Origin of the sequence: Micromonospora echinospora (genome assembly GCF_900091495.1) — a bacterium.
In the GTDB taxonomy this organism is placed as follows: domain Bacteria; phylum Actinomycetota; class Actinomycetes; order Mycobacteriales; family Micromonosporaceae; genus Micromonospora; species Micromonospora echinospora.
On the sequence record NZ_LT607413.1, the window covers coordinates 5,971,637 to 5,992,333 of the forward strand.

General features: G+C 70.9%; 19 protein-coding genes and 2 pseudogenes. 11 read left to right on the plus strand and 10 right to left on the minus strand.

All coding sequences use genetic code 11. The features are described from left to right. The first annotated feature begins 117 nt into the window (after window positions 1-117). The gene (locus GA0070618_RS25710) at window positions 118-1,305 is read left to right on the plus strand and encodes a chorismate-binding protein (RefSeq protein ID WP_088983918.1); all 1,188 of its coding nucleotides are present in this window, start codon (window positions 118-120) and stop codon (window positions 1,303-1,305) included. 17 nt (window positions 1,306-1,322) lie between these two features. Here GA0070618_RS25710 and pip read toward each other — a convergent pair whose 3' ends face one another. Then, window positions 1,323-2,276, minus strand: coding sequence for a prolyl aminopeptidase (gene pip, locus GA0070618_RS25715; protein ID WP_172900332.1), 954 nt, complete (start codon window positions 2,274-2,276; stop codon window positions 1,323-1,325). 135 nt (window positions 2,277-2,411) lie between these two features. On the opposite strand from pip, the pseudogene def reads away from it, so the two are divergent. Further along, a pseudogene (gene def, locus GA0070618_RS25720) lies at window positions 2,412-2,917 on the plus strand (peptide deformylase). Here def and GA0070618_RS25725 read toward each other — a convergent pair. After that, entirely contained in the window at window positions 2,900-3,682 is a 783-nt protein-coding gene (locus tag GA0070618_RS25725; RefSeq protein WP_088983919.1) for a GNAT family N-acetyltransferase, read from the minus strand. The pseudogene def and the gene GA0070618_RS25725 sit on opposite strands and share 18 nt — an antisense overlap. 120 nt (window positions 3,683-3,802) lie before the next feature. Continuing rightward, window positions 3,803-4,576: a TSUP family transporter gene (locus GA0070618_RS25730; protein WP_172900333.1), complete on the minus strand. Its 774-nt coding sequence runs from the start codon at window positions 4,574-4,576 to the stop codon at window positions 3,803-3,805. 177 nt (window positions 4,577-4,753) lie between these two features. On the opposite strand from GA0070618_RS25730, the gene GA0070618_RS25735 reads away from it, so the two are divergent. Continuing rightward, window positions 4,754-5,533 carry an endonuclease/exonuclease/phosphatase family protein gene (locus GA0070618_RS25735; RefSeq protein WP_088983920.1) on the plus strand — a complete coding sequence of 260 codons (780 nt, stop codon included), beginning with the start codon at window positions 4,754-4,756 and terminating at the stop codon, window positions 5,531-5,533. Window positions 5,534-5,537: 4 nt separating this feature from the next. Here GA0070618_RS25735 and GA0070618_RS25740 read toward each other — a convergent pair whose 3' ends face one another. Further along, window positions 5,538-6,533 (minus strand): tyrosine-type recombinase/integrase, encoded by a 996-nt coding sequence (locus GA0070618_RS25740; RefSeq protein WP_088983921.1) that lies wholly within the window; start codon window positions 6,531-6,533, stop codon window positions 5,538-5,540. A 109-nt stretch (window positions 6,534-6,642) separates the two neighbouring features. Here GA0070618_RS25740 and GA0070618_RS35585 point away from each other — a divergent pair, with 109 nt between their 5' ends. Continuing rightward, complete coding sequence (locus GA0070618_RS35585; protein ID WP_088983922.1) at window positions 6,643-7,110, plus strand: deaminase; 468 nt, start codon at window positions 6,643-6,645, stop codon at window positions 7,108-7,110. Window positions 7,111-7,155: 45 nt separating this feature from the next. Here GA0070618_RS35585 and GA0070618_RS25750 read toward each other — a convergent pair whose 3' ends face one another. Then, on the minus strand, window positions 7,156-7,890 hold the full coding sequence (locus GA0070618_RS25750) for a glucose 1-dehydrogenase (RefSeq protein ID WP_088983923.1): 735 nt from the start codon (window positions 7,888-7,890) through the stop codon (window positions 7,156-7,158). A 179-nt stretch (window positions 7,891-8,069) separates the two neighbouring features. On the opposite strand from GA0070618_RS25750, the gene GA0070618_RS25755 reads away from it, so the two are divergent. Both GA0070618_RS25755 and GA0070618_RS25760 read left to right on the plus strand, forming a co-directional pair. Further along, window positions 8,070-8,780 carry a hypothetical protein gene (locus GA0070618_RS25755; RefSeq protein WP_088983924.1) on the plus strand — a complete coding sequence of 237 codons (711 nt, stop codon included), beginning with the start codon at window positions 8,070-8,072 and terminating at the stop codon, window positions 8,778-8,780. Between the two features lie 229 nt (window positions 8,781-9,009). Beyond that, the gene (locus GA0070618_RS25760; RefSeq protein ID WP_088983925.1) at window positions 9,010-9,822 is read left to right on the plus strand and encodes a hypothetical protein; all 813 of its coding nucleotides are present in this window, start codon (window positions 9,010-9,012) and stop codon (window positions 9,820-9,822) included. 76 nt (window positions 9,823-9,898) lie between these two features. Here the strand turns inward: GA0070618_RS25760 and GA0070618_RS25765 are convergent, their stop codons facing one another. From GA0070618_RS25765 to GA0070618_RS25785, 5 genes are all read right to left on the minus strand, one after another. Then, window positions 9,899-10,546: a TetR/AcrR family transcriptional regulator gene (locus GA0070618_RS25765; protein WP_197701638.1), complete on the minus strand. Its 648-nt coding sequence runs from the start codon at window positions 10,544-10,546 to the stop codon at window positions 9,899-9,901. 116 nt (window positions 10,547-10,662) lie between these two features. Further along, window positions 10,663-11,658 carry an NADP-dependent oxidoreductase gene (locus GA0070618_RS25770; RefSeq protein WP_088983926.1) on the minus strand — a complete coding sequence of 332 codons (996 nt, stop codon included), beginning with the start codon at window positions 11,656-11,658 and terminating at the stop codon, window positions 10,663-10,665. After that, window positions 11,655-12,338 (minus strand): SDR family oxidoreductase, encoded by a 684-nt coding sequence (locus GA0070618_RS25775; RefSeq protein WP_088983927.1) that lies wholly within the window; start codon window positions 12,336-12,338, stop codon window positions 11,655-11,657. Before GA0070618_RS25775 ends, GA0070618_RS25770 begins: the two co-directional genes overlap by 4 nt. A gap of 490 nt (window positions 12,339-12,828) precedes the next feature. Beyond that, complete coding sequence (gene cydB, locus GA0070618_RS25780; RefSeq protein WP_088983928.1) at window positions 12,829-13,827, minus strand: cytochrome d ubiquinol oxidase subunit II; 999 nt, start codon at window positions 13,825-13,827, stop codon at window positions 12,829-12,831. 15 nt (window positions 13,828-13,842) lie between these two features. Further along, window positions 13,843-15,258 (minus strand): cytochrome ubiquinol oxidase subunit I, encoded by a 1,416-nt coding sequence (locus GA0070618_RS25785; protein WP_088983929.1) that lies wholly within the window; start codon window positions 15,256-15,258, stop codon window positions 13,843-13,845. A 184-nt stretch (window positions 15,259-15,442) separates the two neighbouring features. On the opposite strand from GA0070618_RS25785, the pseudogene GA0070618_RS25790 reads away from it, so the two are divergent. The 5 genes and pseudogenes from GA0070618_RS25790 (at window position 15,443) to GA0070618_RS25810 (ending at window position 20,620) form a co-directional block, all read left to right on the plus strand. Beyond that, window positions 15,443-16,218 (plus strand): annotated as a pseudogene (locus GA0070618_RS25790) (lysophospholipid acyltransferase family protein). 176 nt (window positions 16,219-16,394) lie between these two features. Continuing rightward, a complete protein-coding gene (locus GA0070618_RS25795; RefSeq protein WP_088983931.1) occupies window positions 16,395-17,525 on the plus strand; it encodes a calcium:cation antiporter in 1,131 nt (376 codons plus the stop codon). A 175-nt stretch (window positions 17,526-17,700) separates the two neighbouring features. Then, the gene (locus tag GA0070618_RS25800) at window positions 17,701-18,462 is read left to right on the plus strand and encodes a glycerophosphodiester phosphodiesterase (protein WP_088985845.1); all 762 of its coding nucleotides are present in this window, start codon (window positions 17,701-17,703) and stop codon (window positions 18,460-18,462) included. A gap of 16 nt (window positions 18,463-18,478) precedes the next feature. Next, entirely contained in the window at window positions 18,479-19,864 is a 1,386-nt protein-coding gene (locus tag GA0070618_RS25805; protein WP_088983932.1) for an MFS transporter, read from the plus strand. Window positions 19,865-19,939: 75 nt separating this feature from the next. Continuing rightward, window positions 19,940-20,620: a thymidine kinase gene (locus GA0070618_RS25810; protein ID WP_377660575.1), complete on the plus strand. Its 681-nt coding sequence runs from the start codon at window positions 19,940-19,942 to the stop codon at window positions 20,618-20,620. Window positions 20,621-20,697: the final 77 nt, after the last annotated feature.

Sequence of the window (20,697 nt, forward strand, 5' to 3'; positions counted from 1 at the left end):
CTCCGCACTGTGGGGGCACTGTGTCATGGTTCACATGACCAGTGACGCACAGTACCAAGCGAAGGCGCGTGACATCGAGCAGCTATACGCAGAGTTGCCCGGAAATCCGCTGAACGGATGATCCCCCATGGACCGGACGGTGTGGAAACGCTCCCACGGCGGGTGAGCAACCCGCCCGCCGCCCCACCCGCCTGCCGACACACCCTCGTCGAACACGCCCGCCTCGAATGGCGCCCCACCGACGGCGGCGACCCCGCCACCATCGTCGAGGACTTCCTCACCGCCCACGGCCTACCCGTCACCGACCTGACCCGCCCCACCCACCACGACCCCACCGGCATCTGCGGCGCCTCCCTCTACGTCTCCGCCACCGCCGGAGCCCTCATGGCCGGCGCCCCACCCGGCCCACCCACCCCCGCACCCGCCCTACCCGACATCGCCGTCGTCGTCCACACCCACACCCACCGACCCACCCCACCACCACCGCCACGACCCTGGTGGCTCGGCCCCTGGCAACCCAGCTGGACCCCCGACCAACACGCCACCGCCGTCGACGCCGTCCGCGCCGCCATCGCCCGCGGCGACGTCTACCAGGTCAACCTCGTCGGCCACGCCGCCGCCGAATACACCGGCGACCCCCTGCCCGCCCTCACCCGCCTCAGCGCCCTCCCCGGCGCCCGCTACGGCGGCACCCTCCACGGCGACGGCTGGGCCATCGGCTGCGCCTCCCCGGAAACCCTCGTCGAGGTCACCGCCGGCCGCATCCTCACCCGCCCCATCAAAGGCACCCGCCCCGCCACCACCCAGGGCCACCGCGACCTGCTCACCTCAGCCAAGGAACGCGCCGAACACATCATGATCGTCGACCTCGAACGCAACGACCTCGCCCGCGTCGCCCACACCGGCAGCGTCCGCGTCGACGACCTCTTCGCCATCCGCCGCTGGTGCGACCTGTGGCAAGCCGAATCCACCATCTCCGCCACCATCGCCGACGGCCTCGGCCTCGCCGACCTGCTCCGCGCCGTCTGCCCCGGCGGCTCCGTCACCGGCGCCCCGAAACTCGCCGCCCTCACCCAGATCACCGCCACCGAACCCGTCGGCCGAGGCGCCGGCATGGGCGCACTCGGCTGGGTCGGCCCCGGCCACATCGACCTCGGCCTCACCATCCGCACCGCCGCCGCCGACCCCCACCGACTCCACCTCTGGGCCGGCGGAGGAATCACCTGGGACAGCGACCCCCACGCCGAAGTCGCCGAAGCCGCCGCCAAAGCCGCCCCACTCCGCGCCGCCCTCGCCAACCCCTGACCCCGGCCCCACACCCGTCAGGACGACGCGAAACCATCCAACGCGGCCGTCACCGCCTCCGCCATCCCCGGCCCCGAACTCCCGTGCCCCGCCGCGTCCACCAACACCAACCGCGCATCCGGCCACACCCGCGCCAACCGCCACGGCCCGTCCGCCGGACTACTGACGTCCAACCGGCCGTGCACCAACACCCCCGGAATGCCCGCCAACCGCCCCGCGCCCCGCAACACCTCGTCCTCGGCCAGGAAACAGCCGTGCCGCCAGTAGTGCGTAACCAACCGCGCGAACACCATCCGGAACACCGGATCGGCGTACCGGGGATCCGGCCGGTGCCCCGGCACCGTGCCCACATGCGTGTCCTCCCACGCACACCAGTCCCGCGCCGCCCGCTCCCGCACCACCGGATCCGGATCCGCCAACAACCGCGCGTACGCGTCCGCCAGACACCCCTCCCGATCCGCCACCGGCACCCCGTCCCGGAACCGCGCCCACTCCGCCGGGAACACCCGCCCCATGTCCCGACAGATCCAGTCGACGTCCCGACGCGTCCCCAACGTCACACTGAACAACACCACCTCCGACACCCGCTCCGGATGCCGCTGCGCATACACCAACCCCAACGTGCTGCCCCACGAAGCCCCGAACACCAACCACCGCGACACCCCCAGGTGCACCCGCAGCCGCTCCATGTCCGCCACCAGGTGATCCGTGGTGTTCGTCGACAGATCCACCGACACGTCACCCGCACTCGGCGTGCTCCGCCCACACCCCCGCTGATCCAGGAACACGATCCGGTACCGCTCCGGATCCAGGTACCGCGCCCACCCGGGCGCACACCCCGAACCCGGCCCCCCATGCACCACCACCACCGGCTTCCCGTCCGGGTTCCCACCCACCTGCCAGAACACCCGATGCCCGTCACCGACATCGAGCATCCCCTCCGCATGCGCCCGCATCAGGGGATACACCATGAGCCGCCCTCCAACCGTCTGACACGATCCGAACCGGCCATGCTCATCGATCCGGCCGCCACCCGCGACCGAATTACCCCCACCGCCAACCGCCCGGACCGCACACCCCCCGCACCCGGACGCTAACCTTCCGCCATGACCATGCGCCCCATCCGCATCATCGGCGACCCCGTCCTGCGCACCCCCTGCGAACCCGTCACCAGTTTCGACGCCGAGCTACGCGCACTGGTCACCGACCTGATGGACACCCTCCTCGGCGCACCCGGCCGCGCCGGCGTCGCCGCCCCCCAAATCGGCGTCAGCGCCCAGGTGTTCGTCTACGACGCCGACGGCCACCGCGGACACCTGATCAACCCCACCCTCGACCTGTCCACCGAACTCCAGGACGACGACGAGGGCTGCCTCTCCATCCCCGGCCTGTACTTCCCGACCCCCGCGCCCTCCACGCCACCGCCCACGGCTTCGACCAACACGGCCAACCACTCACCATCACCGGCAGCGGCTTCCTCGCCCGCGCCCTCCAACACGAAACCGACCACCTCGCCGGCACCCTCTACGTCGACACCCTCCGCGGCGACACCCGCCGCCGGGCACTCCGCGAGATCCGCGCCGGCCGCTACGACTCACCCCGCCGCCACTGACCCCCACGCCGACAACGAAAACTCCCCGTACCCCACCACCGGCGTGAACCCCAACCGCTCGTAGAGCCGCAACGCCGCCACGTTGTCCGCCCGCACGTTCAACGCCACATGATCCACACTCTCGCGCAGGCGCACACACAACGCGGCCACCACCGCCGACGCCAAACCCCGACCCCGCACACCCGGCCGGGTGGCGACGTTCCCCACCGCCGCCACCCGGAACACCGGCGACCACACGTGCACACCCGCCACCGCCGCCAACTCACCGGCCACCCGCACACCCACGTACTGGCCCGTCTCCACCATCCGCGGATCAAACCAGTTGTCCGGATACGCCACCGCGTACAACTCCGCCAACTCCGGCAGATCCGCCCCGGTCAACACCTCACCGGCCACCCGCACCCCGGCCAACCGCCCGACATCGGTCAACGCGAGCCGCCGATGCGCCACCGCGCCGTCCACCCGGAACCGGCCCGCCAACGCGCCCACCAGACCGGGGGAGAGATGCGCGTACACCCGCTCCGGCAACACCGGCGCCACCTCCGCCAACAGCGCACGCAACCCGGCTGCGCACCCCGGCCAGCCGAACGCCAACAACGTCGGCGGACTCGTCGCCCCGTACAGCAACACCACCTGGTCACCACGACGGAACCACGTCGTGTACGGCCAGAAAAAATCGTCCAAGTCACCCAACTCGTAGACGTGCAACAACGGATCCCGCCCCAACAGACCCGCCAACACCGCCCGGTCGCGCTCCATCCGCATCCGCAGATGCTCACACACCACCGACGTCAACCACCCCGCCGACGAGTTCGGGCACCACCCAAAACCTCACGAAAACGCCAGATCAGACACCACAACTCCATGATCGACGAAACCGGGAGCTCAACCCGCCAACCACTGGTCGTAACCCAACTTCGCCACCAACGCCAACACCACCACCAGCAACACCACCCGCACGAACCCCGCACCACGCCGCAACGCCATCCGCGCACCCACCGCCGCACCCACGATGTTGCACACCGCCATCGCCAACCCCAACCACCACCACACATGCCCGGCCAACCCGAACACCACCAACGCACCCAGGTTCGTCCCCGCATTGACGATCTTCGCCATCGCCGAACCGTGCACGAAGTCCGCCCCCACCAACAACGTGAACGCCACCACCAGAAACGTCCCCGTACCCGGACCGATCAACCCGTCGTACAACGCGATCCCACCACCGGCCACCAGCACCGCCGCGACCACCCGCCACCGGGTCCGCCGCTCCGGCAACGCCACCACCCCCAACCGGGGCCGCGCCGCCACGAACACCGCCACCGCCACCAACACCACCAACACCACCGGCCGGTACGCCCCCGCCGGCACCGCCCCGGCCAACGCCGCACCCACCCCGGCGCACACCACCGCCACACCCGCCGACGGACCCGCCACCGACCAATCGATCTTCGTATGCCGCGCATACGTCAACGCCGCCGTCGACGTCCCCGCGATCGCCGCCAACTTGTTCGTCCCCAACGCCGTCGCCACCGGCACCCCCGGCGCCGCCACCAACAACGCCGGCAACAACAACAACCCACCCCCACCCACCACGGCATCCACCCAACCCGCCAGGGCAGCCACCGTGAGCAGGGTCGTCAACGACAGAGCATCCACGGGCCGTCATTCTTCCCAGCCCACCCACCCCCACGAGACCGCCTGTGGGCAGCCTCACCGGCCACGACGCCGCCGCAACCACACCCCCACCACACCCACCACCACGAACACCAACACCGAACACACCAGCGCCTTCACCACCCGACAACCCTCCCTCCACCACGTATCGTGCATACCGTGCGCCTGGCCACCTTCAACCTGCTCCACGGCCGATCACCCGCCGACGGACTCGTCGACCCCGACCGCCTCACCGCCGCCGTCACCGCCCTCGACGCCGACATCCTCGCCCTCCAGGAAGTCGACCGCGACCAGACCCGCAGCGGAAACCTCGACCTCACCGCCATCGCCGCCCGCGCCCTCCACGCCCCCGAACACCGCTTCGCCGCCGCCGTCGTCGGCACCCCCGGCGAACAATTCCGCCCCCTCACCCACGACGACGACGGCCACGGCGAACCCTGCTACGGCGTCGGCCTCATCAGCCGCTACCCCGCCCGCACCTGGCAGGTCACCCGACTACGCCCCGCACCCGTACGATCCCCGGTCTACGTACCCGGCCCCGGCGGCGGACTGCTCCTACTCCACGACGAACCACGAGTCCTCCTCGCCGCCGTCCTCGACACCCCACACGGCCCCCTCACCGCCGCCGCCACCCACCTCTCCTTCGTCCCCGGCTGGAACGCCCACCAACTCCGCCAGGTCGTCCGCGCACTCCGCACCCTCCCCGCGCCACGCGTCCTCCTCGGCGACCTGAACCTCCCCATCACCGCCACCCGACTCGTCTCCGGCTGGCACCCCCTCGGCCGCCTGCCCACCTACCCCGCCGCCCAACCCCGCGTCCAACTCGACCACATCCTCGTCGACCGACACGACGCCCACCGGCTCCCACCCGTCACCGCCGTCACCACCCCCGCCTCCACCATCTCCGACCACCGCCCCCTCGTCGTCGACCTCGGCTGACCCCTCACTCCGCCGACACCAGACCCACCAACACCCGATGCGTACGGTTCGACCGCACCGCCGCCCGCTGCTGACCCGCCGTCACCTCGATGTACGTCTGCGACGACGCCAGCGACGCATGACCCAGCAACCGCATGATCTCCGCCGCGCTCGCCCCGTCCTCGGCCAACCGCGTCGCGAACGTGTGCCGCAACGCGTGCAACCGCGCACCCGCCGGCACCCGATCGGTGATCCCCGCCCGCCGGTAACACGAGTCCACCAGGTACTGCAGACCACCCCGGCGTAACGGCTCACCCCGCCGGTCCACCAGCAACGCCGAGTCCGGCCGCACCGAACGCGCCCCGAACCGCCGCACCCGACTCTCCAGATACGCCGCCAGCACCCCGTCCAGCTCCGGCTCGACCGGCACCACCCGTGGACGACCACCCTTACCCGCCACGTCCACCCGGCGCTCACCCGCACGCCCCGCCACCGAACCGACCCGCAGGGCCAACAGCTCCGACAGCCGCAGACCCGTGCACAGCGCCAACGCCACCACCGCCAGGTCCCGCTCCGGCCACGGGTCGTGCTGCCGGCCGACGGCCTGGGCCACCGCGTCGAGCAGCTGCTCCGGGGTGTCGTCGCCGCGCAGCGGCTTGGGCTGGGGGAGTGGGGCACGGGGGCGGTCGACCGCCGGCATCGGGTTGCCCGCCACCACGCCCTCGGCCACCAGGAACGTGAAGAAGTTGTTCCAGGTGGACCAGGCGCGGTGCACCGACGCCGCCGCCCGGGGAGCGGCGAACGCGGCGAAGGCCGCCCGCAGTGACCGGGGGGAGAGGGCGGTGATCGGCAGTGCGTCCAACGGCAGGGGAGGAGCGGCCTGTTCGGCGGCCAGGCGGGCGACGCCCAGCAGATCCCGCCGGTACGCCTGGAGCGTATGCGGGGAGGGCTTCCGCGTGGCCCGGGCGGTCAGGAACTCCTCGACGAGCACCAGAACCGAACTGTCCACTTTGTCATGCATAAGGGTAATTATGCATGACTTTCGGATCTGCGGCTATGCCGGGGGAGCGTGCAGGTGGGAAGGATCCTGGAATGCCGGAGACCATGACCGCGGATGACCTCGTCCTGACTTGGAGGCGTCCGAGGAAGATGTGCGGGCCGGGGAGTTGCCCGTCGGCGCGGTCGTCGTGACGGGCAAGGAGGTCATCGGTCGGGCGTACATCCAGGAACGGGCGCAGGGCCGGCGGCTGGTCCATGCCGATCTTCTGGCCATGGAGCAGGCCGACCGGCGACTCGGCTGGACGGTTCGCGTTCGTCCGCTGATTCTCGCGGTCACGCTGGAGCCGCGTCTCACGGCCGTTCTCCCGGCTGCCACCCGTGGCCGGTGGTTACCGTCGACGCGAGTGCGTCGAGCAGTACCGGCGCTACGCCACGACTGCTTCGGACGCGTCGCTGCGCCGGTACGCCGAAAGCATGGCGGCCCTCGGATGAGGTGCCGCCCAGCCGTCGATCAGTCGACTGGGTGCCGTGTCGACGGAACGGCCCCTCTCGCGGGCCGGCCACCCGGTGAGCCTGATTCGATAATTCACATTATGTAAAGTGGGTGATCGGTGGCCCTCCTCCGCCGCACTCCGGGGTGGGCGTCAGAGTCCGCCGGCGACGCGCAGGACCGTACCGGTGGTGTAGGAGGCTTCCGGGCCGAGCAGCCAGGCGATGGCGGCGGCGACCTCGTCGGGTTCGCCGGCGCGGCCGAGCGGGATCCGGTCCGCCGCCCGGTCGGGTCGGTCGGGTATGCCGGACAGGGCGTGGATCTCGGTGCGGACGATGCCGGGCGCGACGGCGTTGACCCGGATGCCGCGTGGGGCGAGTTCCTTGGCGAGGCCGACGGTGAGGGTGTCGGTGGCGGCCTTGCTGGCGGCGTAGTGGATGTACTCCCCCGGGCTGCCGAGGGTCGCGGCGACCGAGGAGACGTTGACGATGGCCGCGCCGGCGGTCATCCGGCGGGCGGCCTGTTGGGCGCAGAGGAGGTAGCCGACGACGTTGACGTCGACGACGCGGCGGATGTCGTCGACGGTGAGGTCGACGAAGGGGCCGATCGGGCTGGTGATGCCGGCGTTGTTGACCAGGCCGGTGACCGGGCCGAGGGTGTCGGCGGCGGTGTCGAAGAGGTGGGTGACCTGGTCGGGGTCGCGGGTGTCGGTGGGTACGGCGATGCCGTGGCGGCCGGCGGCGTGCACGTCGGCCAGGACGGCGGTGGCGGCGTCGTGGTCACGGCGGTAGCAGAGGGCGATGTCGTGGCCGGCTCGGGCGAGGCGGCGGGCGGTGGCGGCGCCGATGCCGCGTCCGCCTCCGGTGATGACGGTGACCGGTGTCGTCACGGTGCCCCTCTCCCCCGCTGTGGTGGTGTCGGCCGAGGTTACCGTGGCGCGCGGGTCTGTCGGTTGTGGTCGGTCGCGGGGTGTCGGCTGGGTGGTGCCCCGGCGGGGTGGGTGTCGGTGCCGGCTGGTATCAAAGGCAGGAATTTTCCGACAGTTGTCCGAAAAGAGGGTGGTTGGTGATGGGGGCCGCGGGTCAGGGGTTGTCCGCTGACGAGGTGCAGGGCATCCGGGAGGCGTTGGCGGCGGGCCGTAAGCCGAAGGTGGTGTTCACGGCTGCGGCGGGGCAGATCGCCGGGCAGGTGGGTCAGGTGGTGGAGCTGACGGATCCGGCGGTGTCGGACGAGTTCGTGGTGGTGCGGTTCGGGCGGGACGAGTTGCCCTTCTCCCCTGCTGATGTGGCGGTGGCGCCGCGTGGTGCGGGGCGGCGGGTGGCGGAGCCGAAGCCGGAGGCGGAGGTCGAGCCGGAACCGGTGGCGGCGGAGCCGGAGTTCGTGTTGGAGCGGGTGCCGGAGCAGTCGCGTGGGGATGAGTCGCGGGGTGAGCGGCGGGAGGAGTCGAAGGTGGATGTGGTGGAGGCGAAGCCGGCGAAGCGGGCGGTGAAGGCGGCGAAGCCGAAGGCGCCGGCGGGGTTGACGGTGACGTTGCAGTATGCCGATGGCGAGTGGACGGTGGCGGCGCAGCAGGGCAGCAAGTCGTTGGCGAAGCCGTACGTGGTGAAGCCGGCGGAGGCGTTGCGGATGGTGGCGTTGGTGGACGTGCCGGGTGTGCAGGAGGCGGTGGAGCAGATTCTGTCGGCGGAGCGGGCTGAGGCGGAGCAGCAGGCGGATCGGTTGCGGGCGGAGTTGGCGGAGATCGAGGCGCGGTTGGCGGAGTTGCGCGAGGCGGGTTGATCGGTGTGGTGGGCGGGGGCGCCGGTGGGTGTCGCTGACCGTTGGGTGCGTGGCGTGGGGCTGCCTGGGGGTGGCTCCGCGCCACGTGTCGTCTGGGGTGGGTCCACCCCCGGTGCTGTCGGGTGCGTCGGGCTGTTGGCGTTCTGCCGGATGCCCGTGTGGGCTTCCGGGTGCCGCAATTTCTGTTATGCCAATTGACACAAGATCGGTTGAGCTCTACGGTTCCGGCATGGTCGAGGTCAGACGTTCCGGACGGCCGCGTAAGACGCCCGGTCAACTGGCTCGGTGGACTCCGCCGGAGGGTTGGTCGCGGCTGGTCGCCTGGGTTTCGCCGGAGGAGAAGAAGGCGCTCAAGCACGTCGCCGTCGAGGCCGATGTGGCCGTGGCCGATCTGGTCCGTGCGCTGGCCAGTGGTCTGGCTGGCGGGTTCATCACCGCGGAGGAACTGATCGGGCACGTCAGGAAGGGAGCGCAGGTCATGGAGAAGATCCCCACGCTGTTCGAACGTGACGACCATTTCAGGGTGGTGGACCGCCCGCGACCCGAGTGCGCGTGGGTGTTCGACGGTGAGGGAACCCCGACCGAGAAGCTTGACGGCACCAACGTGCGGCTTACCGTCCGCTCTGGCTGCCTGGTGCGGGTGGAGAAGCGTCGTAACCCCAGCAAGGCGCAGAAGCAGCAGGGCATCGTCGACGGATGGTATGTCGACACCGACGAGCACGGCGCGGAGGACAGGTGGATCCTGGCTGCGGCCCGTAACACCGACGTGTCGGACTGGCCCGACGGTGAGCACCCGTGTGAGGCGCTCGGCCCCCGTGTTCAGGGCAACCCGTTGGGCCTGGAAGAGCACAGGTGTGTGCCGTTCAACCTGTGTGTGCCCGCTCTGCCGGACGCGCCGCGTAGCTACACCGGGCTGCGGGAGTATCTGGCGGGGTTGGAGAGTCGGTTCGCCCCTGGTCATCTGGCTGAGGGGATCGTGTTCCACCATCCGGACGGCCGTCGTGCCAAGATCAAGCGTAAGGACTTCCCGCGCAGCGCGTGATCTCGCGTCGCCCCGGGGTTCTTTCGGTGCGGTGGCGGGTGGCTGGGCCGCTGTGGCAGCGGCGAACGGGTTGGGGTCAGCGGGCGAGCAGGACGCGCACCTGGTTGTGGATCTGGGTGAGCAGTTGCTCGGGCTCGGGCTCGGCGCTGGCCGACATCGCCAGGAACATGACGGCTGAGATCACGTGCGCCAGTGTGGCCGCGTCCGCCTCGGGCACCGCTGCGTGCCGGGTGAGGAGCGCTGCGAGGGCGGCCTCGGTGCGGGCGACGATCTCGAGCGCGGCCGCGCGTTGTGGCTCGGCGAGGTCACCGAAGACCATCTCGCGCAGGTAGGTGCGGCCGTTGTCGACCTGCACCCGGTTGCATGCCACGATGGGTCGCAGCAGCGCCATGACGGCGTCCAGGACGTCGCCCTCGGTTTCGGCGTCGGCGGTGCCCTGCTCGAGCGCGCGGGCGTAGTGGGCGTTCTGCACCAGGAGCAGCAGCTCGCCCTTGGACCTGACGTAGAGGAACAGGGTGCCGGTGCCGATGTCGGCGGCGTCGGCGATCTGCTGGGTGGTGACCTCGTCGACGCCGTGTTCGGCGAACAGCACGCTGGCGGCCGCGGTGATGCGGTCGAGCTTGGCCTGCTTGTTGCGCTCGCGCCGACCCGGAGGTGGGGAGGCGAGGGTCATGCTGCGTCCTCCGGCGTGCTGTTCGACGAGTTGGTGGTCGTTGTCACGCACCGTATCCGAGGGGTGCGACGCTCTCTCGTCGCACCCCGTCGGCGGGGTGCGGTCGGTGTGCGGTTACCTGCCGCGGAACTCCATGTTTCCTTCCGTGGTGGTGCTCTGTCGTGGTGTCAGTCGCGTGTGATGACGACCTTGCCGATCAGACCGCCGCCCGCCAGGGCGGTCACGGCGTCGGGCGTCCGGTCGAAGGGGAAGGTCCGGCCGACCAGGGGGCGGATCGCTCCGGCGTCGACGAGCTCGGCGATCGTGGCGAGTTGCTCCCCGCTGGCGTGCATGAACAGGAACTCGTAGCTGACGCCGAGTTGCTTGGCCTGCTTGCGGACCTTGGCGCTGAGTGCGGTGATCCCCATCCGCAGCGGCAGGGGCAGGCCGGCTGTGCGGGCGAAGTCCGGGGTTGGTGGGCCGGAGATGCCGATGGCCTTGCCGCCGCGGCGTAGGACCCGCAGCGACTTCTCCAGGTTCTGCCCGCCGAGGCTGTCCAGGGCCAGGTCGTAGCCGGTCAGGAGCTGCGCGAAGTCTTCGGTGTGGTGGTCGATGACGACATCGGCGCCGAGGTTGCGGACCAGGTCGGCGTTCTTCGCGCTCGCCGTGGTGGCCACGGTCGCGCCGAGGTGCTTCGCGAGCTGGATTGCGATCGAGCCGACCCCGCCTGCTCCCGCGTGGATCAGGACCTTCTGGCCGGGGTGGACCTCACCGCGCTCGCTGAGCGCCTGCCAGGCGGTCAGGGCGACGAGCGGAAGCGAGGCGGTGTCCGTCACGCTGATCGACGAGGGGGCGACCGCGAGATCGTCCTGGTGGACGGCGATGCGCTCGGCGAAGGTGCCGATGCGTCCGTCGCGGGGGCGGGCGTACACGGTGTCGCCCACGGTGAACCGGCTGACCTTCGCACCGACGCCGATCACCGTCCCGGCCAGGTCGTGGCCCAGGGTCAGCGGCAGTGGGTAGCGCAGGATCTGCTTGAAGTCCCCGGCCGCGATCTTCAGGTCGAGCTGGTTGACACTTACCGCCCGGATGTCGACCAGCACGTCGTTGTCCCCGATTGCGGGCTCGGGACGCTCGATGGCGTGCAGCGGCGCCCGGTATCCGTCGATGGCGAACGCCTTCATCGCTCGAGCGGTGCGCTCAGGCCGGCCTTGGCCGCGACCGAGGACTCGTCGGCCAGGACCTCGTACTGGTTGGTCTCGACGGCGTCGAGCACGATGCGTACCAGGTCGGCGGGATCGGTCTTTGGACCGGGGGCGTGTGCGGCCATCGCGGTGTCGACGAACCCGACGTGTACCCCCACCACGTGCACGCCGGCGGGGGCGAGTTCGAGGCGCAGAGAGTTGGTCGCCGACCACAGCGCGGCCTTCGTGGCGCTGTAGATGCCGGCGACGGCGTACCAGCTCAGCAGGGAGTGGATGTCGATGATCGCGGCGTTGTTCGCCTGCCGCAGGATCGGGGCGAACGCGCGGGCCAGAAACAGCGGCCCGAGGAAGTTGGTTTCGACGTTCGCGCGGATCTCCTCGTCGGTGTGGGCGAGGATCCCGGTGGTGCTGACCGAGGCGCCGGCGTTGTTGACCAGCACGGTCACGTCCGAGGCGGCTTCGACCGCTGCGCGGATGGATGCGGGGTCGGTGACGTCCAGGGTCAGTGGGACGACGCGCGCGTCGTCCCACGTGCGCGGCCTGCGGGCGGTGGCGTAGACCTTCGCCGCGCCGCGGGCCAACGTCTGGTGGACGAACTGCGTGCCGATGCCGCCGTTCGCGCCGGTGACCAGGACGACTGCTCCGTCAAGGTTTGCCATGGAAACTCCGTGGAGGTTGAGGTTGCGGGTCAGTTCAGGTCGTGCGTCGGGTGGTCCGTGTGGCTGGCCGCGCCACCGCCGTAGACGGTGGCGGAGTTGATCTCGTTGAACGGGCGTTTGTGCGTAGCCGTTCGACGACGTCGGCACCACCCCGGCTTTTCTGACTCTACTCAAAACTGAGTGCAGTCATGAGTTATTCCCCCTGGAACGGGCCGGCTTGAGTCGGCGCTCGCCCAGCAGGCCTCTCGCCCCCGACGGGGTTCACCGACCACCAGGCGCTCGCCGTAGAAGCCGGAGCTGAAACCCGCGGCAGGCCACACCATCTACCGCCACCTCGACAAAGCGGCAGCTGACCGCCGCAGTGTTGTCAGAGTCGCCGTGACCGGTTGACCGCTCACGGTGAGACCAGGCCGGCTCGACGGCCGGCAGCCGTCGAGCCGGGATGAAGATCGCGGTGGCCGGCCGCCCCACACAGCGGGCCGACCGGGGGTCAGTGGGTGGGGATGTGGGCGACGCCGATGCGCTTGCGGAAGACCCAGTAGGTCCAGCCCTGGTAGGCCAGGACGACGGGAGTGAAGACGGCGGCCACCCAGGTCATGATCCCCAGGGTGTATGGGGTGCTGGCGGCGTTGGTGGCGGTGAGGGTGCCGGCGGGGTCCGTGGTGGAGGGCAGGACGTTCGGGAAGAGGGCGGTGAAGAGGGTGGCGACGGCGAGGGCGATGGCGGTGGCGGTGCCCGTGAAGGCCCAGCCCTCGCGGCGGGCGCGGGCGGCGGTGAGGCCGGCGAGCAGGGCGGCGGTGGCGGCGGCGGCGAGGATGACGGCGGTGGTGTTGCCGCGGATGGTGAGGGTCCAGGTCAGGAAGGCCACGGTGAGGACGGCGGCGATGGCGCCGAGGCGGGTGGCGAGGGCGCGGGCGCGGTGGCGGATGTCGCCGGTGGTCTTGAGGGCGGTGAAGACGGCGCCGTGGGTGAGGAAGAGGGCGGTGGTGGTGAGGCCGCCGAGGAGGGCGTAGGGGTTGAGGAGGTCGACCAGGCCGCCGGTGTATTCGTGGTCGGCGTCGAGGGGGACGCCGCGGAGGATGTTGGCGAAGGCGACGCCCCAGAGAAGTGCGGGGATGAGGCTGCCGAGGGTGATGGCGGTGTCCCAGCGGCGTTTCCAGGTGGCTTCGGGGCGCTTGTGGCGGTATTCGAAGGCGACGCCGCGGACGATGAGGGCGAGGAGGATGAGCAGGAGGGGTAGGTAGAAGCCGGAGAAGAGGGTGGCGTACCACTCGGGGAAGGCGGCGAACATGGCGCCGCCTGCGGTGATGAGCCAGACCTCGTTGCCGTCCCAGACGGGCCCGATGGTGTTGATCATGACGCGGCGTTCGCGGTCGTTGCGGGCGAGGACGGGCAGGAGCGCGCCGACGCCGAAGTCGAAGCCTTCGAGGATGAAGTAGCCGGTGAAGAGGACGGCGATGAGGACGAACCAGACGGTGGTGAGGTCCACGGTAGGGCTCCGGGGTCAGTAGGCGAAGGCGAGGGGGCGGTCGGCGTCGTCGGTGTCGTCGTCGGATGGTGTGTTGTCGGTGACGTCGGGGAGCCCGTTGCGGGCGTAGCGGATGAGCAGGCGGACCTCGATGACGGCGAGGGTGGCGTAGACGATGGTGAAGGCGGTGAAGCTGGTGAGGACTTCGGTGAGGCTGACGCTGCGGGAGACGCCGTCGCGGGTGAGCATTTCGCCGAAGACGATCCAGGGTTGGCGGCCCATCTCGGTGAAGATCCAGCCGAAGCTGTTGGCGGCGAGTGGGAGCAGGGGCATGACGAGGCCGGCGCGCAGGAGCCACGTGCTGGTGGGGGTGCGGCCCTTGCGGTGGGCCCAGAGGACCCAGAGGGCGATGGCGGCGGCGGCGAGGCCGAAGCCGATCATCATGCGGAAGCTCCAGTAGGTGACCGGGATGATCGGGGTGTAGCTGCCGGGGCCGTACTGGGCGGTGTACTGCGCCTGGAGGTCGTTGATGCCCTGGACGGTGCCGTTGGGGTCGCCGGTGCCGAGGAAGCTGAGCAGGTAGGGGATCTTGAGGGCGTAGATCTCGCGGCTGCCGTCGAGGCTGCCGATCGTGAGGACGCTGAACGCGGCGGGGCTTTCGGTGGTGTAGAGGCCTTCGGCGGCGGCCATCTTCATGGGCTGCACGTCGGTCATGATCTTGCCTTGGATGTCGCCGGTGACGAGGACGCCGGCGGTGGCGGCGAGGGTGACCCAGGCTCCGAAGCGGGCGGCGAAGCGGTAGGTGGGGGTGTCGACGTGGTCGCGGTGGCGGATGAGGTGCCAGAGGGCGACGGCGACGATGAGGCTGCCGGCGACGAGGAAGCAGCCGGCGATGGTGTGGGGGAAGGTGACGAGGGCGACCTTGTTGGTGAGGACGGCGAGGAAGTCGGTGAGTTCGGCGCGTCCGGTGTCGGGGTTGATGCGGTAGCCGACGGGGTTCTGCATCCAGGAGTTGGCGGCGAGGATGAAGTAGGCGCTGAAGGTGGAGCCGATGGCGGCGGCCCAGATGGTGGCGAGGTGGATGCGTTTGGGAAGGCGGTCCCAGCCGAAGATCCAGAGTCCGAGGAAGGTGGATTCGAGGAAGAAGGCGACGAGGGCTTCGATGGCGAGGGGTGCGCCGAAGATGTCGCCGACGAAGCGGGAGTAGTCGCTCCAGTTCATGCCGAACTGGAATTCCTGGACGATGCCGGTGACGATGCCCATGGCGAAGTTGATGAGGAAGAGCTTGCCGTAGAACTTGGTGAGTTTGAGGTAGCGCTGGTCGCCGGTGCGGTGCCACATGGTCTGGAGGATGGCGACGAGGACGGAGAGTCCGATGGTGAGTGGTACGAAGAGAAAGTGGTAGACGGTGGTGACACCGAACTGCCAGCGGGCGACGTCCAACGCGTCCACCAGGAACCCCCCAGGTCATACTACGAGACGTAGTAGATACTACCGTGCGTCGTAGACGTGGTGGCAGGGCCGCCCGGCCCGAACCGTCCCGGGACCAATGACCCTGCTCACCCCCGGCCGCTGGACCCCGCCGTCGCCGCCCGGTCCCCCGCCGCTGGCGGGCACGTGCGACCATCGACCGCTGATGGAGACAGCCCACTCCCCTGGCGGCCGCCGTGGCTGTGGCGTGCCGCGCAACTGCTCGCGTACCTCGTGGTCGGGGCGCTGGCCCGGCTGCGGGTCACCGGTGACGTGCCCGACCGGCTGCGCGCGGGGCCACTGGTCCTGGCCGCCAACCACATCAGCCCGTTCGATCCGATCGTGCTCGCCGCCGCCTGCCGGACCCGGGGCATCGCGCCCCGGATCATGGCCACCGGAGGGTTGTTCCGGGCGCCCCTGGTGGGCGCGGCGATGCGCCACGCCGGGCACATCCGCGTCGACCGGGGCACCGCCGCGGTGGGACGGGCGCTGCACGACGCCGCCGACGCGGTCGCCGCCGGATCGGTGATCCTGGTCTACCCGGAGGGTCGCATCGGCCTGGACCCCGGCATGTGGCCCGAACGCGGCAAGACCGGCACCGCCCGACTGGCGTTCGCCAGCGGCGCGCCGGTGGTGCCGGTCGCCCAGTGGGGCTCGCACGAGGTGCTGCCCTACCGGGCACCGAAGGGCATGGTGGGCGCGGTGTGGCGGTCGCTGTGGCGGCGGCCGGTGATCCGGGTGCACTTCGGCGCGCCGGTCGACCTGGCCGACGTGGACCCGGCGGCGTCCGGGGCGGCCCGGCGGGCCACCGACCGGATCATCGACGCGGTCACCGACGCGCTGGTGCCGTTGCGCCCCGACGAGCCGGACCGGCCCCGCCACGTGGATCCCGGCCGGCCGTCCGACACCAGTCGGCTGCACCGGCGGTCGGCGCGTCCCTGAACCGGGGACTACGGCGCCAGCAGCGGGGTTGACCTGCCCCGCTCCGGTACGATCATGATCTGGGCAGCCGCCCGCCGCCCAGGTCGCGCCCCGCCCCGCCGGACGGTGAGCGGTGCCGGCTGCCCGCCCGAGTACCCGGTGGCGGATCCGGTCCGCGCCGAACCGTGGAGGCACCCATGCGCGCACCGACCCGCTTTCCCGCGCTGGCACCGGCGACGCTGGTGCCGCTGCTGGCCGTGGTGACGCTGGCCGTGGTCTGGGGTCGCGTCCTGCCGCCGGTGGTGGAGGTCGTCGTCGTGGTGCTGCTGGCGGGCGCGGTCCTGGCCGCGGTCCACCACGCCGAGGTGGTCGCGCACCGCGTCGGGGAACCGTTCGGGTCGCTGATCCTCGCCGTCGCGGTGACCGTGATCGAGGTCGGTCTGATCATCACCCTGATGGTCTCCGGTGGCCCGGACACCGCCACCCTGGCCCGGGACACCGTGTTCGCCGCCGTGATGATCACCTGCAACGGGATCGTCGGGTTGTCGTTGCTGCTGACCGCCGTACGTCGCCGGGTGGTGGTGTTCAACCCGGAGGGCACCGGCGCGGCCCTGGCGACGGTGCTCACCCTGGCGACCCTGAGTCTGGTCCTGCCGACGTTCACCACAGGCAGTCCCGGTTCGGCGTTCACCGGCCCGCAGTTGGCGTTCGCCGCGGTGTCGTCGCTGTTCCTGTACGCGACGTTCGTCTTCGTGCAGAACGTGCGGCACCGCGACTACTTCCTGCCGCCCCCGCGCGAGGTCCTCGCGTCGTCGTCCCCGGGTCGCCGGGGTGACGCCGTGGGGGACGAGGAGCACGCCCCGGTGCCGCCGATGACCACCGCGCTGGGCAGCTTCGCGCTGCTGATCGTGGCGCTGGTCGCGGTGGTGGGGCTGGCGAAGGTCGAGTCGCCGACCATCGAGGCGGTGGTGGCCGACGCGGGACTGCCCCGGCCGGTCGTCGGTGTGGTCATCGCGCTGCTCGTGCTGCTGCCGGAGACCCTCGCCGCGGCCCGTAACGCCCGCCGCGACCGTACCCAGATCAGCCTGAACCTGGCCCTCGGGTCGGCCATGGCCAGCATCGGGTTGACCATTCCGGCGATCGCGGTCGCCTCGCTCTGGCTCGACGGGCCGCTGGTGCTCGGTCTCGGGGCCACCCAGATCGTGCTGCTCGGTCTGACCGCCGCGGTGGGGATCCTCACCGTGATGCCCGGCCGGGCGACGCTGTTGCAGGCCTGGGTGCACCTGTCGTTGTGCGCGAGCTACCTGTTCCTCGCCGCGAACCCGTGACCGCCGCCGCCCCCGGCGAGGAGGTCAGGTCGGACGACCCGCAGTAGTTCGGTGACGGCGGTGGTGGTCGGCCCGCCGGCCCGCACGGCGGTACGCAGTGTCCGATGTCCGGCACCGACCGCAGCGGTCGCCGGCCGGTCACCTGCCGGCCACCGGCGGGGAGCATACTGCCGGCGTGTCCCACCCCTACCTCGACGCGGCCGCCCCGCTGGCCTTCGCCCACCGGGGCGGCGCCGCGCAGGGCGACGAGAACACCGTCGCGGCGTTCGCCCGGGCCGTCGCGCTCGGCTACCGGTACGTCGAGACCGACGTGCACGCCACCGCCGACGGCGTGCCGGTGGTGTTCCACGACGCCACCCTCGACCGGCTCACCGGTGAACGGGGGCGGATCGCCGCGCTGCGCTGGGCGGACCTGGCCACCGTCCGGGTCGGTGGGGCCGCCGTGGTGCCCCGCCTCGACGAGGTCCTCGCCGCCTGGCCGGAGATCCGGTTCAACGTCGACGTGAAGGCCGACGACGGGGTGCGGCCGACCGTGGCGACGGTGGAACGCGTCGGAGCCGGCGACCGGGTGCTGCTCGCCTCGTTCAGTGACACCCGGCTGGCCCGGCTGCGGGTCCTCGCCGGCCCGAAGGTCGCCACCTCGCTGGGCATGCGCGGGGTGGCCCGGCTGCGGTGGGCGTCGCTGACCGGGCAGCGGCTGCGACTGCCGCCGTCGGTGGTCGCCGCGCAGGTGCCCGTCCGGTTCGGGCGGGTGCCGGTGGTCGACCGGCGGTTGGTGCGGTACGCCCACCGGCTCGGTCTGCACGTGCATGTCTGGACGATCGACGAACCTGACGAGATGCACGAGTTACTGGACCTGGGTGTGGATGGCATCATGACCGATCACGTCGGCGTGCTGCGCGACGTCTACCGCAGCCGCGGCCACTGGGCCGCCTGAACCACCCGAGGACCTGATGGCCGAGACCCTCGCCGCCCCGGCGGAACGCACCCCACCGTCGAGTACCCGCCGGGAACGCACCGGCTGGTACTTCTACGACTGGGCGATGTCGGCGTTCTCCACCACGGTCATCACCGTGTTCCTGGGGCCGTTCCTGACCAGCGTCACGGAGGTCGCCGCCGGCTGTGAGCTGGGCGCGGACACCTGCTCCGGGTACGTGTACCCGCTGGGCGTGAAGGTCGCCGCCGGGTCGTACTTTCCGTACCTGGTGTCGCTGTCGGTGTTCCTGACGGTGTTCGTCCTGCCGGTCACCGGGGCGGTCGCCGACCGGTCCCGGCACAAGAAGCGGTTGCTGGCCGCGTTCGCGTTCCTCGGTGCGGGGGCGACCACCGCGATGCTCTTCGTCACCGGGGACCGCTACCTGCTCGGTGGGGCGCTGTTCGTGGTCGCCAACATCGCCTTCGGCGCGGGTGTGGTGGTGTACAACTCGTTCCTGCCGCAGCTGGGCGGCCCGGACGACCGGGACGCGATCTCCAGCCGGGGTTGGGCGCTGGGCTACCTCGGTGGTGGGTTGCTGCTGGCGGTGAACCTGGTGGTGGTGAACTCGTTCGGCGACGGTACCGCCCAGCGCACCCTGGACCTGGCCCGCTGGTCGATCGTGTCGGCCGGGTTGTGGTGGGCGCTGTTCACCCTGGTGCCGCTGCGGTGGCTGCGGGAACACCCGTCGGTGGAGGCGACCGTCGCCGGCGGGAACGTGCTCGTCGACGGGTTCCGGCAGTTGGGGCGGACCCTGCGGGAGGTCAAGGCGTACCCGCTGACGTTGTTCTTCCTGCTGGCGTTCCTGGTCTACAACGACGGCATCCAGACGGTGATCGCCCTGGCCAGCCAGTACGGCACCGAGGAGCTGCGGCTGGGCCAGACCACGCTGATCGTGACGATCCTGCTGGTGCAGTTCCTCGCCTTCGGTGGGGCGTTGCTGCTCGGCGCGCTCGCCCGCCGTATCGGCGCGTGGAAGACGGTGCTGCTGTCGCTGGTGCTGTGGACGGCGGTGATCCTGGCGGCGTTCCGGCTGCCGGCCGAGGCGCCGGTGCCGTTCATGATCCTCGGTGCCGGCATCGGTCTGGTCCTGGGCGGCAGTCAGGCGTTGAGCCGGTCGCTGTTCAGCCAGCTGATCCCCGCCGGCCGGGAGGGCGAGTACTACGGCTTCTACGAGATCAGCGACAAGGGCACCAGTTGGCTGGGACCACTCGCTTTCGGGCTGGTGTTCCAGCTGACCAACTCGTACCGGGTCGGGCTGGTCTCCCTGTTGATCTTCTTCGTGGTCGGGTTCCTGCTCCTGGCGGCGGTGCCGGTGCGTCGGGCCATCATCGCCGCCGGGAACACCCCGCCACGCGTCCTCTGACCAGCCCTATCGGCGTCGATCGATGGGCTAGGCTGCCCGACCGTGACCGACGTCGACTCCGCCGCCCCCACCTGCCTGGCCCGACCCCTGCCGGGTGAGCAGGACACCCCCGTCTGCGCCGCCACGCGCGGGGCCGACGGGCGTCCACTGCACGCCGCGGCGCTGAAGTTCTTCTGGGGGCCGATGGACTGCGGCAAGTCCACGATGGCCCTCCAGATGAACTACAACCACGCCCGGCAGGGCCGCCGGGGTCTGGTCACCACCCGCATCGACCGGTCCCTGGGCCCCCGGGTCACCACCCGCATCGGCCTGGCCCACGACGCCATCGAGGTCACCGACGACCTGGACCTGCGGGCCCTGGTGCGCGACCGCTGGGCCGACGGGGAACGGATCGACTACCTCATCTGCGACGAGGCGTCCTTCTACAGCGTCGCCCACGTCGAGCAGATGGCCGAACTGGTCGACCACGACGACGTCGACGTGTTCGCCTTCGGCCTGGCCACCGACTTCCGGTCGTGTTTCTTCCCCGCCGCGCAGCGGCTGTTCGAACTGGCCGACTCCGTCGCCCGCATCCAGGTCGAGGTGCTCTGCTGGTGCGGCCGGGAAGGCCTGCTCAACGCCCGTGTCGTCGGCGGCCGGGTGGTCCGCGAGGGCGAACAGGTCGTCATCGGCGACACCGTCCCCGACGCGCAGGTGCGCTACCAGGTGCTCTGCCGCCGGCACCACCGCACCGGCGACCTCGGCCCCCGCGACTGACCCCCACCGCGGCCCTGTGACCAGACCGTGATCAAGGGATCCGACCGCCGCGCCAACCTTTCCCCGCGCCCGACCGC

Excerpts from the sequence above, each read along its gene's own strand:
- GA0070618_RS25710 (WP_088983918.1), top strand. The coding sequence starts at position 118 with ATGATCCCCCATGGACCGGACGGTGTGGAAACGCTCCCACGGCGGGTG.
- pip (WP_172900332.1), bottom strand. The coding sequence starts at position 2,276 with ATGGTGTATCCCCTGATGCGGGCGCATGCGGAGGGGATGCTCGATGTC.
- GA0070618_RS25725 (WP_088983919.1), bottom strand. The coding sequence starts at position 3,682 with ATGCGGATGGAGCGCGACCGGGCGGTGTTGGCGGGTCTGTTGGGGCGG.
- GA0070618_RS25740 (WP_088983921.1), bottom strand. The coding sequence starts at position 6,533 with ATGCATGACAAAGTGGACAGTTCGGTTCTGGTGCTCGTCGAGGAGTTC.
- GA0070618_RS25755 (WP_088983924.1), top strand. The coding sequence starts at position 8,070 with ATGGGGGCCGCGGGTCAGGGGTTGTCCGCTGACGAGGTGCAGGGCATC.
- GA0070618_RS25760 (WP_088983925.1), top strand. The coding sequence starts at position 9,010 with ATGGTCGAGGTCAGACGTTCCGGACGGCCGCGTAAGACGCCCGGTCAA.
- GA0070618_RS25770 (WP_088983926.1), bottom strand. The coding sequence starts at position 11,658 with ATGAAGGCGTTCGCCATCGACGGATACCGGGCGCCGCTGCACGCCATC.
- GA0070618_RS25775 (WP_088983927.1), bottom strand. The coding sequence starts at position 12,338 with ATGGCAAACCTTGACGGAGCAGTCGTCCTGGTCACCGGCGCGAACGGC.
- GA0070618_RS25795 (WP_088983931.1), top strand. The coding sequence starts at position 16,395 with ATGCGCGCACCGACCCGCTTTCCCGCGCTGGCACCGGCGACGCTGGTG.
- GA0070618_RS25805 (WP_088983932.1), top strand. The coding sequence starts at position 18,479 with ATGGCCGAGACCCTCGCCGCCCCGGCGGAACGCACCCCACCGTCGAGT.